The sequence below is a fragment of the Breoghania corrubedonensis genome (assembly GCF_003053845.1).
Lineage (GTDB): Bacteria > Pseudomonadota > Alphaproteobacteria > Rhizobiales > Stappiaceae > Breoghania > Breoghania corrubedonensis.
Genome location: NZ_QAYG01000002.1, coordinates 516669 through 531252, shown reverse-complemented (window position 1 = coordinate 531252; position 14584 = coordinate 516669). Strand labels below are relative to the sequence as shown.

Here is a 14584-nt window from a genome sequence, read left to right as displayed (position 1 = left end):
CGCAACACGCTACGAGAAGACGGCCAGAAACTATCTCGCCGTCGTAACTCTGGCCGCAATCGTCCTCTGGCTTCGATAAATGTCCACACAACCTAGACCGAAGCACCCCGTGTCCACATGAATGCGGGTTGCTCTCGGGGCGGAAGCGACATTTGATCAGGGATTGTAGATAAAGAAGATGCCGGCGAGCAAAGGGACGATGGTATAGCTGAAGAAGTGGATCTCCGCCCCGGCCGTCTGGCCGTACGTCTTCATCATTCGATCTCGTTTCCAGAACAGACGGTTCCAGCCGAAAAACCGGGCAGCCAACGTCAGCAGGCCGAGGCAGATCAGTGCCACACCAAAATACTGATTCAATTCCATCGATTGCCCCCCAAGTCTCATGCCGGGCTCGGCCCGGTATTCCCGGATCATGCCCTGTTAAGAGCCGTGTCGGCAAGAGGCTCCGGCGCTGCTCTTAACAGGGTCGCCTGCGCGAGCGCGCACCTACCGCGCCAGTTCCTTCATCGCCGCATCGAGACCTTCCAGCGTCAGCGCGTACATGCGGTCATTCATGATCTGTCGGATCATCTCGATCGACTGGGTGTAGCCCCAGTGCTTTTCGGGCACGGGATTGAGCCAGACCGCGCGCGAATAGAGGTCGATGACGCGTCTCAGCCACGTTTCGCCGGCCTCCGCGTTCCAGTGTTCCACCGCGCCGCCGGGATAGGCGATCTCGTAGGGGCTCATTGAGGCGTCGCCGACGAAGATCACCTTGTAGTCGGCGGGATAGGTGTGAAGGATGTCGAAGGTCGGCGTCACATCCGCGTGCCGGCGGCGGTTGTCCTTCCACACGCCCTCGTAGAGGCAATTGTGGAAGTAGAAGTGCTCCATCACCTTGAATTCGGTGCGTGCGGCTGAAAACAGCTCCTCGCAGACGCGGATATGGTCGTCCATCGAGCCGCCGATGTCGAAGAACAGCAGCACCTTGACCGCATTGCGCCGTTCCGGCCGCATCTTCACGTCCAGATAGCCCTTGTGGGCGGTGGCCTTGATGGTGGTGTCGAGGTCGAGTTCCTCCGCCGCGCCGGTGCGTGCGAACTTGCGCAGGCGCTTCAGCGCCACCTTGATGTTGCGCGTGCCCAGCTCCACGGTATCGTCGAGGTCCTTGAACTCGCGCTTGTCCCAGACCTTGACCGCGCGCCGGTGGCGGCTTTCGTTCTGGCCGATGCGCACGCCTTCGGGATTGTAGCCGTAGGCGCCGAAGGGGGAGGTGCCGGCGGTGCCGATCCACTTGTTGCCGCCCTGATGGCGACCTTTCTGTTCCTCAAGCCGTTTTCTGAGCGTCTCCATCAGCTTGTCCCAGCCGCCAAGCGCTTCGATCTCAGCCTTCTCTTCTTCCGTGAGATGCTTCTCGGCGAGCTTCCTCAGCCATTCTTGCGGGATCTCGGCGCCTTCCACCGCCTCGCTCATCAGGTCGAGGCCCTTGAAGACATGGCCGAAGACCCGGTCGAACTTGTCGAGATTGGCCTCGTCCTTCACGAGGCTCGCGCGGGCGAGATAGTAGAAGTCCTCGACGCGACGCTGGGCCAGGTCCGCTTTCAGCGCCTCCATCAGCAGCAGGTATTCGCGCAAGGAAACCGGGACCCCCGCCGATTTCAGTTCCTGAAAGAAGTGGACGAACATCGCTGATCCTTGTGGCGCCGTTCTTCCGGCCGTGAGATCCCGTTCAGGCGGTCCGGCGGAACGGCTGAAGGATCAGACTCCCTTGCCCCGGCCGCAAGGTCAAGGCCGGCTTGCTGCCGTAGTATGGGCGACCTGCCGGGTTGCGCGCGCCTTCAAGGCGTACCAGGCGACCTTGCCGGGGGTGAAGGCATTGCGCCCGTTGCGGGTCCACATTGGCGGCGTGTGATCGCCGACGATGACGATGTCGGTGGGCGGCAGGTCCGGATCGCCGGCGATCGCGGCGATATCGTTCATCACATCCATCCACATCTCGGTCATGTCGCAGACCATGTGATCGGCAAACGGATTGTCCGTGTCGCAGGAAAGCCTCGGCGTGCCGCTGCCCGGCGCGATCGGCATGTGTGTGTTGAGCGTCAGCCAGTAGGCAAAGCGCGGCTTGCCGTCGGGCGTATCAAGATAGGTGCGCACGCGGCGCGCCACATCGCCGTCGCACAGGCCCTTGAAGGTGAGGCCGCAATAGGAGGGATCGGGATCCGTGCCGTCGGCGACCAGATCTTCCATGAAGTGCCGATGCTCGAAGCCGACATGGGGATACCACGCTTTGCGCTTGAAGAAGTTGCCCGTGAAGGCGTGGAAAGCGCTTGTCTCATAGCCGGCCCTGGCCATGCGGGCGGGCAGGCAGTTGTAGTGCGGCTTGCCGAGATAATCTCGGAAGTCTCCCCAGGAACCGCACAATTCGCGCGACTCCGCGCCCGTGGTCGAACCGAAATAGGATGAGGTGCCGGTTGTGATGCTGTAGCGCTTCTCCAGATCCCGGGTTTCCAGAAGCCTGGTAAGCAGCGCCTGGTGTTCGGGAGCGTCAAAGGCACCCATGCCTTCAACCACGACCAGCAGCAGGTTGTGACCGTCGGTGACGGCCGATTGCTCGAACCCGGTCTTCTTCATGGCGGAGGTGAAGGGAATGTCCGAGGAATAGAGCGCGCCGAAAAGCCGGTCGATATTCTTGCTCGGCGTGTTGACGGCGATGTCGGCGGCAAGGACAGCGATCGCCATGAAGATCGCCGGCAGCAGGCTCACCGATTGCATTTGCGCGCGAAAGTGGATCAGCAGCCAGGCCGTCACGGCGACGGTCGCGACAAGGACCGAGGCGGCGATGAGGTAGGCGGTGGAGCCGAAGAAATCGAAGGCGACCGCGTAACGGATCGATTCCAGCAACAGGGTGGGGGCGAGGTCGAAGACCCCCGCGATCACCATGAAGGTGTCGATGGTAACGGCCGCCACCAGCATGGCGACGGTCGCCCAGCCGGGCACCTTTCGCGAAGCGATTGCCACCAGAAGATAGATTACGACGGCGCCCGAGCGTTTCGGACAGGCAAACACCATCAGTGCCAGAAACGGTATATTTGGGAGCAGTACCCCTGCAAAGGCGAGGAGCCACGCATATTTGTTTGATAACGCAGAGACTATTCCGTCGTCCGTGGAATGTGCCGTTTCGGAAAGTGCCATGCGGGCCCCGTCAATTGTGCAATCCTCAACAGAATTGCCGTCTTTGAACGGGAAAAGGTCTAACGGGCGGCGTTGAACATTTTATTGACGTCCTCGCGAAAAATACCGCACCCGCTGCCGCCTATCGCGTGGGGCGGGGCTCTTCCGCTTCCACCGTCTCCGCGGCCTTGCGTAAGGAGCCGACGAAATCGGTTACACGGGGCGGGGGCGTGCCGATGAAGGGGGCGGGGCGGCAGACGTCGATTGCCGCGGCGCCGATGCGGGCGGTCAGAAGGCCGTTGATCACGCCTTCGCCAAGCCGGGCGGAGACCTTCGCCGCCAGTCCGTGACCCAGCGCCTGCTGCAACAGGCTGTCGCCGGCCGCCATGCCGCCGGTCACGGCCAGATGGCCGAGAACGTGGCGCACCAGCCGGAAGATGCCGAGCGTGCCGGGCCGGCCGCCGTAAAGCTGCGACAGCGCCCGGATGAGCCGCAGGTTCTCTATTGCCACGACCAGCAGGTCGACGACGGCGCGCGGGGAAATGGCGGTGACGATCGACACTCGCTTGGAGGCATTGGCGACGAGGGTGCGGGCACGCGCGTCCAGCGGGCTGAGAAGCTCGCGCTCGGTCAGCACCACGAGATCGCGCCCGTCGATGATCTCGCGCGAATGCGCCGCCATGGCGTTGCGTCCGTGCGCCGTCTCGGGCCGCGAGGCATAGAGCGCCGTCAGTTCCGAAAGCGCGGCACCCGCCGTCTTGCGGTCATCGGCCTCCGCGGCCGCCGTGAACTTCGCCCGAAGCCGGTCGATCTGCTTCAGCCTCGAAAGCCCGGCGATCTCGCGGATGACGAGGGCGAGCACGGCGAGTACGGCAAGCCCGGCGAAGGCGAGGCCCGTCCAGCCGAGCCAGTCGGTGCGAGCGAAGAGATCGCGGATCAGGCTGTCGATCGCAAGGCCCAGGCCAAGCGAGATCAGGCCGCCGAGCCCGATCGCCAGCACGCGGCCCCAGCGGCGCGAGCGTGGCGGGGCCACCGGCACGGCGACGATCTCCTCCGGCAGAGGCGGCTCGGGAATGATCTCGGCCTGCGCCTTGCGCGCCTGCCCGCCGTTTTCGCGCGGGCGCTGACGCTTTTCGTCGTCCACGATGCGGTCGCCGTCGATGCGGAAGGCGCGCGGTGCGCGGCGCGGCGGTTCGGCACTCATGCGAGCTTGTCTCCAACAAGAAATTGCAGCGCCCGGTCGAGCCGGATATGCGGCAGCGACAGGGTCAGCCCCTCCGCCGTGCGCTCCAGTTTGGGCGGGCGGAAACGGATGAAGCGGAGATCGGGGCTGGGGCCCGTCGAGGCCTCGTAGATGGCGGCGGGATCGTTGGGAAGGTCGCCGGGAAAGAGCGCGATCTCGCTCGTCCCGTCATAGGTTTCGCCGTCGAGCCTTTCGCCGGGAAGCGGCGTGCCGAGAATGGCGGGCAGCGTCGTGCCGTCCTGGCGCACCTGCGCCTCACGTGTGGCGCGGATGGCGGCGAGCGCGGTCACCTCCACCTCGGCGCCCGCGAATTCGGCGCGCGCCACGGCCTTTTCGACGAGCTTTGCCAGAATGGCCTCCAGCCGGTCGTGGTCGGCGTGGTGCAGGTGGTCGGCCTTGGTGGCGGCGAACAGGATGCGGTCGATCCGACGCACCAGAATGCCGGAGAGCCAGGAATTGCGGCCCGGGCGGAAGCACGACAGGATGCCGGCCAGCGCCGCCTCCAGATCGCGCACGGCGGCGGGCCCGGCATTGAGCGCGGCGAGCGTGTCGACCAGCACGATCTGGCGGTCGAGACGGGCGAAATGCTCGCGGAAGAACGGCCGCACGACGTGCTTCTTGTAGGCCTCGAAACGCCGCTCCATCATCGCGTGCAGGCTACCGCGCTTCGCCGATCCGCCGCTCTCCAGATCGAGCGGGCAGAAGGTCAGCGCGGGCGAGCCCTCCATGTCGCCGGGCATCAGAAAGCGGCCGGGCGGCAGCAGCGAGAAGGCGTGATCGTCGGCCCGGCAGGCGGCGAGATAGGCGGTGAAGCGGGCGGCGAGATCGCGCGCCCGGGTCTCCTCGGCTTCCATGGCGGGATCGGTCGCGGCCAGCGCCCGCAGCCAGTCGTCGGCGAGCGTGTTGCGGGCCGGATCGCGGGCGCGCTCCAGCGCCTCGCGCGACCAGGTCGAAAAGTCCTTGTTCAAAAGCGGCAGGTCGAGCAGCCATTCGCCGGGATAGTCGACGATATCGAGATGCAGCCTGCCGCGCCCGAGCATGGTCTTCAGGAAAGTCGCGGATTCGTATTCGATGGTCAGCCGCAGCTCCGAGGTCTGGCGGGTCGATTGCGGCCAGACGCGTTCATCGAGCAGCGTGTCGACATGGGCCTCGTAGTCGAAGCGCGGTACGGCGTCGTCGGGCTGGGGCTGGAGGAAGGCGCGCGCCAGCCGACCGCTCGCGGCCGCCTCGAACAGCGGCAGCCGCCCGCCATGGACGAGATTGTGGACGAGCGCGGTGATGAACACGGTCTTTCCCGCGCGCGAAAGCCCCGTGACGCCCAGGCGCAACGTCGGCACGGAAAGAGCCTGCGCACCGTCCACGATGTTCTCGAAGGTGTTCAGCGCCTCGTCGGCGAGTGCGGTCAGTCTGATCAACGGCCGGATCACTCCGTGGGTGGGGCGGCGGGACGCCGGGCACGGAAGGTGGCGGCGTGCTCGGGCAAACGCGTTCACCGCCACGCGAAAAGGCGCCAACCTGCACTTGCGTTGCGCCAGATGTAGGAAGGGGCAGGCGAAGGTGCAAATGATTTCGTCGAAGGGACATTCGCGAAAGGGCGCGGGTGCGAGGGCGTGCCCTCCGTCCCGCATTCGATGTCATCCCCGCGAAAGCGGGGACCCAGTAACCGTTGCTGTTTGCGACTCTGGCCGGGAAAGGTCGCGGCCGCGGTCGAGGATCTTGCCGGACCCAGACATCCCGATTACTGGGTCCCGGCTCTCCGCTTGCGCTTCGGCCGGGATGACATTGAGAGATACGGGAGAGGTCCGGGACGGGTGCGGGACGAGCGAAGCTGTCGCTGCGACACCGGCGAAGGGCTGCAATTCGGGGGTCAGTCCGCCGTCTCGCCTTCGGGATCGTCGGCGGCCTGCAGCTCGCGCGGCTTGATGAAGCTGACAAGGTGCCCGGCGCCCGATTTGAGCCCCGACCAGTCCGCCCCCTCGAAGTCGATGACGGCGAGGGCGGCGGTCGGGAAGCCTTCCTCAAGCCTTGCGATGTCCTCCGCGTTTCCCGTTCCGGCCAGCGCCAGCGCCGTTTCGTGCGTCGCCGGATTGTGGCCGATGACGAGCAGCGTCGCGGCATCGCCGCCATTTTCACGGATGATGTCGAGATAGTCGTCGTCCAGCGTGTCGTAGATCGCGCGCAGGAACAGGGCGTCGAAGTCCCCGGCGAGGAACGGCAGGGCCTCGGCGAAGGTCTGGCGCGTTCGCAAGGCCGACGAGCACAGCACCTTGTCGGGCAGCAGCCCGTTCGTCTCCATGTAACGGCCCATCAGCGGGGCGGCTTTTTGTCCACGGGGGGCAAGGGGACGTTCGAAATCGGTGGTCGTCGCCTCCGACCAGGAAGACTTGGCATGGCGCAGCAGCAGCAGGCGGGGCATCGACGGTCTCCGTCCGGGCGCGTGATCCCTTGCGGGGTCATTTCATGGCGCGCAGCATTTCCACCATATCGGTATAGGCCGTTTCCATTCTGCCTTCATCGATCGGGTAGGCATAGTTCATCCACACGATCATGCCGCGCCGGCCGATCGTGACCGGCCAGATCGTCTCGCGGCGCTGGGTCTGGCCGTCATGGCCGACGACGAAGGTCAGTCCGCGCGCGGCCATGCTTGATCCGGCGACCCGCTTGAAACCGATCGTGGCAAAACGTGCGCGGTAATTCTCAAGCGCACGCTTCAGATATCCCTGCTCCCACAGTTGCACGACGATGGACATTTCGCCCAGACGATAGGTGCAGCTGGCGAGCATCGTGGACGTGGTGCCTGTGACCTCGAAGCGCTCCAGCGCACCGATGCGCTCCGGGCAGGACAGTCCGCTGTAGTGGGTCAGGCTGCCGAAATCCTCCCGCCAGCCGTCATCGTCCGCACGCGCCGGCACGCTGGCGAACGCGTTCGCCAGCCCCAAGGCGGCCGCCAGATACAAAAGCGCGGGGGAACGTGAGAAAACCGTGCGCCACATGGGCTAGCGTCCCTGGCGCCGCGCCATGAAGGCCAGCCGCTCGAACAGGTGGACGTCCTGCTCGTTCTTCAGCAGGGCACCATGCAGCGGCGGGATCAGCTTCGACGCGTCGCGTTCCTTCAAGGTGGCCGGGTCCACGTCCTCGTTGACCAGCAGCTTGATCCAGTCGAGCAGTTCCGAGGTCGAGGGTTTTTTCTTCAGGCCCGGCACCTCGCGCACCTCGTAGAAGAGCGTCAGCGCCTCGCGCAGCAACATCCCCTTGAGGTCGGGAAAGTGGACCTCGACGATGGCGCGCATGGTCTCCTCGTCGGGAAACTTGATGTAGTGGAAGAAGCAGCGGCGCAGGAAGGCGTCGGGCAGGTCCTTCTCGTTGTTCGATGTGATGATGACGAGCGGACGCTTCTCTGCGCGAATGGTCTCGCCGGTCTCGTAGACGTGGAACTCCATGCGGTCGAGTTCGAGAAGCAGGTCGTTGGGGAACTCGATGTCGGCCTTGTCGATCTCGTCGATCAGCAGCACGGGATGGCGTTCGGAGACAAAGGCCTCCCACAGCTTGCCGCGCCTGATGTAGTTCGCGATGTCGTGCACGCGCTCGTCGCCAAGCTGGCTGTCGCGCAGGCGCGAAACGGCGTCGTACTCGTAAAGGCCCTGTTGCGCCTTGGTCGTCGATTTGACGTGCCATTCGATGAGCGGGGCATCCAGCGCCCTGGCAACTTCCTGCGCCAGCACGGTCTTGCCGGTGCCGGGCTCTCCCTTGACCAGGAGCGGCCGCTCCAGGGCGAGCGCCGCATTCACGGCGATGCGCAGGTCCTCGGTCGCGACATAATCGGCGGTGCCTTCAAAACGCATGCGGATGTCCTGATGTTGTCTGGCTGGCTCTTGGTGGACTGGCCGACAGTGGGCCGGGTTGCCCGAGGGGGCGAACCCCGCGGCGGACCGGCGCAGCATATGACGCAAGGGGCCGGATCGCCAAGCCGGCGGTCGGGGGGCGACGTCAAAACTTGCCCGCCGCCCGGCAAACTTTGCCCGAGGGCGGCACGAATGTCCCTTTCGGTGCGCGGATAAAATCCGACATGACGTAGCTAATACGTTGAAAAGGCGTCAGCCAGGCGCACTTTTTCGACTTGGCACGGCGGTTGCGTTGGAAGCGTCGAGTTTTTGTATCCCTCGCTGACTAGCGACCATTCGTGAGGAGAAGTCGATGGGCATCTATGGCGCCATCAATGCGGCGATCTCGGGTCTGAAGGCCCAGTCCTATGCGCTCGAGAACATCTCGGGCAACATCGCCAATTCGCAGACCACCGGCTACAAGCGCCTGGATACCAGCTTTTCTGATCTCGTGGCCAGCGGCGGTAACAACCAGACCACCCAGAAAGCTGGCACGGTGACGGCCAACTCGCGCGCCACGAACGACATCCCTGGCGATGTCCAGCGCTCCGACATTGATACCTATATGGCAGTCAAGGGAGACGGTTACTTCGTCGTGCAGCAGAAGCTGGGGGAAACGGACGGTCGCTCGATCTTCTCCGGCAACAATGTCTATACGCGACGCGGCGACTTCGAGATCGACGACGAAGGTTATCTGGTCAACGGCGCGGGCTACTATCTCTTCGGCAATCCGATCGACGAGACCACCGGCAATGTGTCCGGCACGGTGCCCGAGCTGATCCAGATCACCAACGATTTCATGAGTGCCCGCCAGACGACGGAAATCGAGTATCGCGGCAATCTGCCGACCTATCCGATCACGGCCCAGGCAGACGCCACATCGCCGGGGTCGGAGTTGCTCGACAGTTCCATCACCCCCGGCAACGATATCACCGCGAACGATGAGACCGCCTTCCTGCGCTCCTCTCTCGCCGGTGAGGCCATCACCATCTACGACGAGAACGGCTCGCCCGTGAATGTCCAGGTGCGTTGGGCGAAGTCGCAGAATGCCGACGCCTCCGCGCCGCAGGACGCGCAATGGGAACTCTATTACATGAGTGACTCCACCGCGACGGGTACGGATACGGCCTGGACGCACGCGGGGCAGTTCACGTTTGACGGTTCCGGCGCGTTGATCTCGACGGTCGACGATACCGGAACCACAGCTTCGCCTGCCGGTACGAACGTCACGCTGACCAACCTGACCGTAAACGGCAACACTGTCGGCGATACGCTCTTCACCTTCGGTTCCGACGGTCTGACCCAGTACGCCGACCCCAACGGCTCGGCGAAGGTCAAGACGCTGCAGCAGGACGGCTATGCGTCCGGTGAGCAGACCGGTGTCCAGATCTCGGGTTCGGGCCGGATCATAGCCACCTACAATAACGGCCAGACGCGCGATCTCTACGAGATCCCGATCGCCTCGTTCAATGCCGACGCCTGGCTTGAGCGCCTGGATGGCGGCGCCTTCGCCCAGACATCGGATTCCGGTGAGCCGCTCTACAGTGCCACCGGTTCGGTCAAGGGAAATTCGCTCGAGGCTTCCAACACCGACATCGCCGACGAGTTCTCCAAGCTGATCATCACCCAGCAGGCCTACTCGGCGAACACGCGCATCGTCACCTCGGGCGACGAAATGCTTCAGGAAGCGCTCAACATGGTCCGCTGACGCGGGCCTCTCGCCGCCAGTCCGCGGGGCTGGCGGCGTCACCATAAACCTCTCGTCAGGACGGTCGTGCCATGGGTCTGAGTTCGGCGCTTAACACCGCTCTTTACGGTCTGGACTACAACCAGCGCCAGCTCAATGTGGCGGCGTCCAACATCGCCAATGCGGATACGGTTGGCTACACCAAGAAGACACTGCAGGCTTCTGTCGACTACGGCAACGACGGCCGGGTCATTGGCGTCGTCGCCGATCAGATCACCCGCAGTATCGATGAGTATGCCCAGAGCCAGTACCGCTCCAGCAATGCCGACATGTCCTATTCGGACCTGATGGCATCCTATGCGGGGCGTGTCGACAAGCTGCTCGGTTCCCTGGAAGACCCCGGTTCGCTCAGCGAGGTGATGGCGCAGTTCGTCTCCGATCTGTCGTCGCTTGCGGCAAGCCCCGAGGACTATACCGCCCGCCTGCAGGTGGTACAGAGCGCCCAGGCGCTGGCCTCCGAGCTCAACAGCGCCACCTCCAGCGTTCAGCAGATGCGGCAGGAGACGGAGACGGTGATCGGCAGCACCGTCGATCGCATCAACGATCTCATTTCCTCTGTCGATGACATCAACGACCAGATCGTCGTGCAGAAGGCGGGCGGGGACTCCACCGCCGACCTGGAAGATGAGCGCGACCGCTATCTTGACGAATTGTCGGGCCTGATCGACATCAACGTGCGCGACAATCCCAACGGCTCGGTCCGGCTCTATACGACCAACGGCATGTCGCTGCTCGACGTCTACCCCTCCGAACTGCGTTTCGACGGGCGGGCGACGGTGTCCGCGGAAGCGCAGTGGAACGACGACCCTGCGCTCAGCAAGGTCGGCACGCTCACGCTCGTGACGCCCGGCGGCTCCACCATCGACATGATCGCCACGAACGGCGTCACATCGGGAAAACTCGGCGCGCTGGTGGACATGCGCGACGATTACCTGGTGGAAGTGCAGGACCAGCTCGACGAGATTGCCAGCCAGATGTCGCTGGCGCTGTCGAACTACAAGGTGGAAAGCAGCGACGCGGGCGCCACCCTGCCGCAGCAGGGGCTCCAGGTCGATCTGGCGGCGCTCCAGTCGGGCAACAAGGTCTCGCTCACCTACACCGATGCGGTCTCGGGCGAGGAGAAGACCATCAGCTTCCTGCGCGTCGATGACGCCAGCCAGCTTCCGCTCGACAATACCGAGACGGCGGATCCCAACGACACCGTCTACGGTATCGATTTCTCCGCCGGCAACGCGTCGGCCGCGACCCAGATGCAGGCCGCGCTCGCCGCCGCGGGCTTCACGGTATCCAACACGGGCTCGGTGTTCAGCTTCGTGGATGACGGTGGCACCACGTCCACCATCACCGGGCTCGACGCCACGGTGACCGCAAGCGGGCTGACGGGCGAGGGGGCTGCGCTCCCCTTCTTCACCGACGGTCGCTCCGGCACGGCCTACACCGACGCCCTTGAGGGGCGGGATCAGAAGGTCGGCTATGCCGGCCGCATCACGGTCAATCCCGATCTCATGGCCGATATTTCGCGCCTGGTCGTGTACGATACGGTCGGACAGACGGAAGAGGGTGACCCGACGCGGCCGCTGGCCATGCTGAACGCACTGACACAGGACTCTTTCCAGTTCGACAGCAGGGCGGGCGTCGGCACCAAGACGGCGCCGTTCAATGGCACGGTGGTCGACTACCTCTCGGAAGTCGTCGGCCGCCAGTCCTCCAAGGCCGCGAACCTGGATCTCGTGCGAGCGGGACAGGAAGTGGCCACCAACAATCTGAAAGACCGGGTGGACGACTCCTCCGCCGTCAATATGGACGAGGAACTGGCCCGGCTCATACAGTTGCAGAACGCCTACAACGCCAATGCGCGCGTCATGACGGTGGTTCAGGAACTGTTCGATGTTCTGATGAGAGCGTGAGGCAAACCATGGCAGTCAGCACGGTCTTCTTCAAAAATTCCTCGATGATCGATCAGCTCACGCGGATGCGATCGACCTTTGACGATCTGCAGCGCCAGCTGAACACCCTGAAGAATTCGGAAACCTACGCGGGTCTCGGGGGCAACCGCAGCCTCGATCTGTCGCTCAAGCAGCGCATCAACGAGGTCGGCTCGTATCAGTCGACGATCGATTTCGTCGACCTGCGCATGAACGTCCTCGACCAGACGGCCGGACGAATGGATGAGATCCGCTCGGAATCCCGCACCGCGATCGATCCCAACAACTTCGTCCAGCAGGCCGACGGCGGGACCAATAGCCAGACGTCGGCGAAAGTGTCGCTGGTGGAGTTGCTCGGGCTGCTCAACTCCGACGTGGGCGGCCGTCAGCTCTATGGCGGCTCCAAGGTCGATACTGCGCCTGTGGTCGATATGGACCTGATCATGGATGGCGACCTGACCCACGCCGGTCTCAAGCAGGTCATCGACGAATACGCACAGGCAGATGCCGGTCCGCTCGACAACGGCCGGCTGACCAGTTCGCTTGCCGGCACGACCGTGACGCTGGCGGAGGACGGGGTTCACGATTTCGGCTTCAAGATCCAGGGCGTGACCTCGGATCTGTCGAACGTCACCACGAACTACACCGCCGGTCCGCCGGCCAGTCAGGACGTCGATTTCACCGGTCAGCCGGAGGTGGGCGAGAAAATCAGGGTCTTCATGGACCTGCCGGACGGCACTCAGACCACCGTAGAGCTGCATGTGGCGGAAGGGCCCGGTGAAAATGGCGGCTTCGAGATTGGCGCGACGCCGGCCGATACCGCGCAGAACTTCAAGGACGCGCTCGATACCGCGCTGGGCGACACGGCCGGCAGCGAACTGAAAGCCGCGTCCTACGCGCGCGGGTCCGACGCCTTCTTCGATACCTATCAGGGCAAGCCGGTCGCCCGCGTCGACGGCCCGCCCTTCGACACGGCCACGGCCACGCGCGACGGCAGCGCCGACACGGTCGCGTGGTATGTGGGCGACCAGACGGTGGCCGATCCGCGCACCGGTTCCAGCGCCAATATCGACGACAATTTCACCGTGAACTACGGCGTGCGTGCGAATGAGGAGGGTATCCGGGAGGTCGTTCAGTCGATCGCCGCCTTCGTCGCGGCCGATTTCACCGGCGAGAGCGAGGAGGACCATGGCTTCTACACGGCCATGGCCGAGAGATCGCGCGCGCCTCTGCAGAACGAAGAGGGCAAGACCTCGGGTATCGAGAAGATACAGATGGAGCTGGCCACCACCCATTTGGCCGTGAAGCGGGTGGACGAGCGCCACACCACAACCACGAACTCGCTGAAGACTGCCGTCGACGAGATCGAGGGGATCGACAGCAACGCGGTCGCGGCCCAGATCCTTCAGCTCAAGACCATGATGGAAATCAGTTACAAGACCACCGCGATCGGCTACCAGCTGTCGCTGGCGAATTACATGTAGGCACGGCGCGCGGCGCGGCAGGGTGTTATGCCCTGCCGCCGGCATTCATGTGCGCGGCTTCCGTTTTCTCTCAAAAGGTATCGCAGCGTTCTCGCCCGGCTTCGTCCGGGCGATTGCGTATCGGGGCGGGACTTGGCAATGCGTGCTCGGCGCGAGGGCGGCCGCCGGCTGCCTGTCTCGCCCATGCGGACCTCCCGGACATGCGAAAACGCGCGCCGGGCGGGCGCGCGTCCTGGGAAAGGCGAGCATTGAAACTGGCAATGTCAGCCGCGGCCGCGCAGGCCTTCGGCGATGTTGCGGTTGATCGAGATCAGCGACAGGAGCCGCTGTGGATCCGGCTTGTACATCACCTCCAGCGTCCGGTTCATGATGAACACGCCGAGATTTGTGATGTTGAGCTTGATGGCCTCCGGCAGCGGATTGTCCGCTTCGCTCACCGCGGCCAGCAGGAAGGTCCAGAGCCGGCGGTTGTAGGTCAGCTGTTCGCTCAGCTCGCTCCGGGAAACCTCGTCCCAGTGGTCCACGACATTCTGTAGCTTACCGGCTGCCTTCATCAGTAGGGTCGCTTCCAGATCCCGCGGATTCACGCCGGTCTGGCTCATTTTTTGGTAGGCTGCTGTCGCCTGATTGTACATGCCCGATCAGCTCCTGCTCGTAGTCTATAAGCGCTCTCGCTTCTTTGAGCGCATGATACAAAGACCCGGTTAAGATCTTATTATTAATGCGGTCGATTATCTGAAAGGTGCTAGGCGCTGCTTCAAGGATATCTTTTACAAGGTCAAAATATAGATTTTGATGCGGTCCCGAGTCCTGATCCAGATACATGAGCTGTACGATCAGGTAGATGCGCTTGGCCGGGGTGTCCGCCGTTTCCTTGGTGAGGATATCCTTCTCGCGCAGAATGGGGGCTTCACCGGATATGAACAAGCGGGTCCGGTGGTCTCCGTTCGTGATGACACTGGAGCCCAGTATGAACTTTTCGCCGGGTTTTAGCTCGATTTTTAGCGCCATGACGAAGAATTTCGCCGTAATTGGTTGAGGGATCTTTACCGGGTGTTCCGGGCAGGGACAGGCGGTGTACAAATCCACCGGTTCTGCACCTTAACGCGAAAGCACACCGCACGAAACGCCCTTGGTCCGGCACGCCCGGACAG

At 63.7% G+C, this 14584-nt stretch carries 13 protein-coding genes and 1 pseudogene; 4 read left to right on the top strand and 10 right to left on the bottom strand.

What is annotated here, in order from left to right:
• A pseudogene (locus C8N35_RS10545) lies at positions 1 to 79 on the top strand (IS5/IS1182 family transposase); the annotation flags it as partial.
• Positions 80 to 156: 77 nt separating this feature from the next.
• Here C8N35_RS10545 and C8N35_RS10540 read toward each other — a convergent pair.
• The 8 genes from C8N35_RS10540 to C8N35_RS10505 all read right to left on the bottom strand — a co-directional run bounded on the left by C8N35_RS10540 (position 157) and on the right by C8N35_RS10505 (position 8235).
• On the bottom strand, positions 157 to 363 hold the full coding sequence (locus C8N35_RS10540; RefSeq protein ID WP_146177374.1) for a hypothetical protein: 207 nt from the start codon (positions 361 to 363) through the stop codon (positions 157 to 159).
• A 123-nt stretch (positions 364 to 486) separates the two neighbouring features.
• On the bottom strand, positions 487 to 1665 hold the full coding sequence (locus C8N35_RS10535; protein WP_107989626.1) for a vWA domain-containing protein: 1179 nt from the start codon (positions 1663 to 1665) through the stop codon (positions 487 to 489).
• A 99-nt stretch (positions 1666 to 1764) separates the two neighbouring features.
• Positions 1765 to 3048 (bottom strand): sulfatase-like hydrolase/transferase, encoded by a 1284-nt coding sequence (locus C8N35_RS10530; protein ID WP_170122069.1) that lies wholly within the window; start codon positions 3046 to 3048, stop codon positions 1765 to 1767.
• 244 nt (positions 3049 to 3292) lie between these two features.
• Positions 3293 to 4354, bottom strand: a complete 1062-nt coding sequence (locus tag C8N35_RS10525; RefSeq protein WP_107989624.1) for a YcjF family protein — start codon at positions 4352 to 4354, stop codon at positions 3293 to 3295.
• Entirely contained in the window at positions 4351 to 5808 is a 1458-nt protein-coding gene (locus C8N35_RS10520) for a YcjX family GTP-binding protein (protein WP_428977105.1), read from the bottom strand. Before C8N35_RS10520 ends, C8N35_RS10525 begins: the two co-directional genes overlap by 4 nt.
• Positions 5809 to 6260: 452 nt before the next feature.
• On the bottom strand, positions 6261 to 6809 hold the full coding sequence (locus C8N35_RS10515) for a SixA phosphatase family protein (RefSeq protein ID WP_107989622.1): 549 nt from the start codon (positions 6807 to 6809) through the stop codon (positions 6261 to 6263).
• A 37-nt stretch (positions 6810 to 6846) separates the two neighbouring features.
• A complete protein-coding gene (locus C8N35_RS10510; protein WP_107989621.1) occupies positions 6847 to 7386 on the bottom strand; it encodes a hypothetical protein in 540 nt (179 codons plus the stop codon).
• 3 nt (positions 7387 to 7389) lie between these two features.
• Positions 7390 to 8235 (bottom strand): AAA family ATPase, encoded by an 846-nt coding sequence (locus tag C8N35_RS10505; RefSeq protein WP_107989620.1) that lies wholly within the window; start codon positions 8233 to 8235, stop codon positions 7390 to 7392.
• 352 nt (positions 8236 to 8587) lie between these two features.
• On the opposite strand from C8N35_RS10505, the gene C8N35_RS10500 reads away from it, so the two are divergent.
• The 3 genes from C8N35_RS10500 (at position 8588) to C8N35_RS10490 (ending at position 13430) form a co-directional block, all read left to right on the top strand.
• Positions 8588 to 9982, top strand: coding sequence for a flagellar hook protein FlgE (locus tag C8N35_RS10500; protein WP_107989619.1), 1395 nt, complete (start codon positions 8588 to 8590; stop codon positions 9980 to 9982).
• A gap of 71 nt (positions 9983 to 10053) precedes the next feature.
• The gene (gene flgK, locus C8N35_RS10495; RefSeq protein WP_107989618.1) at positions 10054 to 11928 is read left to right on the top strand and encodes a flagellar hook-associated protein FlgK; all 1875 of its coding nucleotides are present in this window, start codon (positions 10054 to 10056) and stop codon (positions 11926 to 11928) included.
• 8 nt (positions 11929 to 11936) lie between these two features.
• The gene (locus C8N35_RS10490) at positions 11937 to 13430 is read left to right on the top strand and encodes a flagellar protein (protein WP_107989617.1); all 1494 of its coding nucleotides are present in this window, start codon (positions 11937 to 11939) and stop codon (positions 13428 to 13430) included.
• Positions 13431 to 13693: 263 nt separating this feature from the next.
• Here the strand turns inward: C8N35_RS10490 and flaF are convergent, their stop codons facing one another.
• Together flaF and flbT are read right to left on the bottom strand one after the other, a co-directional pair.
• Entirely contained in the window at positions 13694 to 14032 is a 339-nt protein-coding gene (gene flaF / locus C8N35_RS10485) for a flagellar biosynthesis regulator FlaF (RefSeq protein ID WP_210203475.1), read from the bottom strand.
• A complete protein-coding gene (gene flbT / locus C8N35_RS10480; RefSeq protein WP_107989615.1) occupies positions 13968 to 14441 on the bottom strand; it encodes a flagellar biosynthesis repressor FlbT in 474 nt (157 codons plus the stop codon). The genes flaF and flbT overlap by 65 nt, the downstream gene beginning before the upstream one ends.
• Positions 14442 to 14584 lie beyond the last annotated feature (143 nt).

What these genes read in the sequence shown, in the direction of transcription:
- C8N35_RS10540 (WP_146177374.1), bottom strand. Translation starts at nt 363, where the DNA reads ATGGAATTGAATCAGTATTTTGGTGTGGCACTGATCTGCCTCGGCCTG.
- C8N35_RS10535 (WP_107989626.1), bottom strand. Translation starts at nt 1,665, where the DNA reads ATGTTCGTCCACTTCTTTCAGGAACTGAAATCGGCGGGGGTCCCGGTT.
- C8N35_RS10530 (WP_170122069.1), bottom strand. Translation starts at nt 3,048, where the DNA reads ATGGTGTTTGCCTGTCCGAAACGCTCGGGCGCCGTCGTAATCTATCTT.
- C8N35_RS10525 (WP_107989624.1), bottom strand. Translation starts at nt 4,354, where the DNA reads ATGAGTGCCGAACCGCCGCGCCGCGCACCGCGCGCCTTCCGCATCGAC.
- C8N35_RS10515 (WP_107989622.1), bottom strand. Translation starts at nt 6,809, where the DNA reads ATGCCCCGCCTGCTGCTGCTGCGCCATGCCAAGTCTTCCTGGTCGGAG.
- C8N35_RS10510 (WP_107989621.1), bottom strand. Translation starts at nt 7,386, where the DNA reads ATGTGGCGCACGGTTTTCTCACGTTCCCCCGCGCTTTTGTATCTGGCG.
- C8N35_RS10505 (WP_107989620.1), bottom strand. Translation starts at nt 8,235, where the DNA reads ATGCGTTTTGAAGGCACCGCCGATTATGTCGCGACCGAGGACCTGCGC.
- C8N35_RS10500 (WP_107989619.1), top strand. Translation starts at nt 8,588, where the DNA reads ATGGGCATCTATGGCGCCATCAATGCGGCGATCTCGGGTCTGAAGGCC.
- flgK (WP_107989618.1), top strand. Translation starts at nt 10,054, where the DNA reads ATGGGTCTGAGTTCGGCGCTTAACACCGCTCTTTACGGTCTGGACTAC.
- C8N35_RS10490 (WP_107989617.1), top strand. Translation starts at nt 11,937, where the DNA reads ATGGCAGTCAGCACGGTCTTCTTCAAAAATTCCTCGATGATCGATCAG.
- flaF (WP_210203475.1), bottom strand. Translation starts at nt 14,032, where the DNA reads ATGAGCCAGACCGGCGTGAATCCGCGGGATCTGGAAGCGACCCTACTG.
- flbT (WP_107989615.1), bottom strand. Translation starts at nt 14,441, where the DNA reads ATGGCGCTAAAAATCGAGCTAAAACCCGGCGAAAAGTTCATACTGGGC.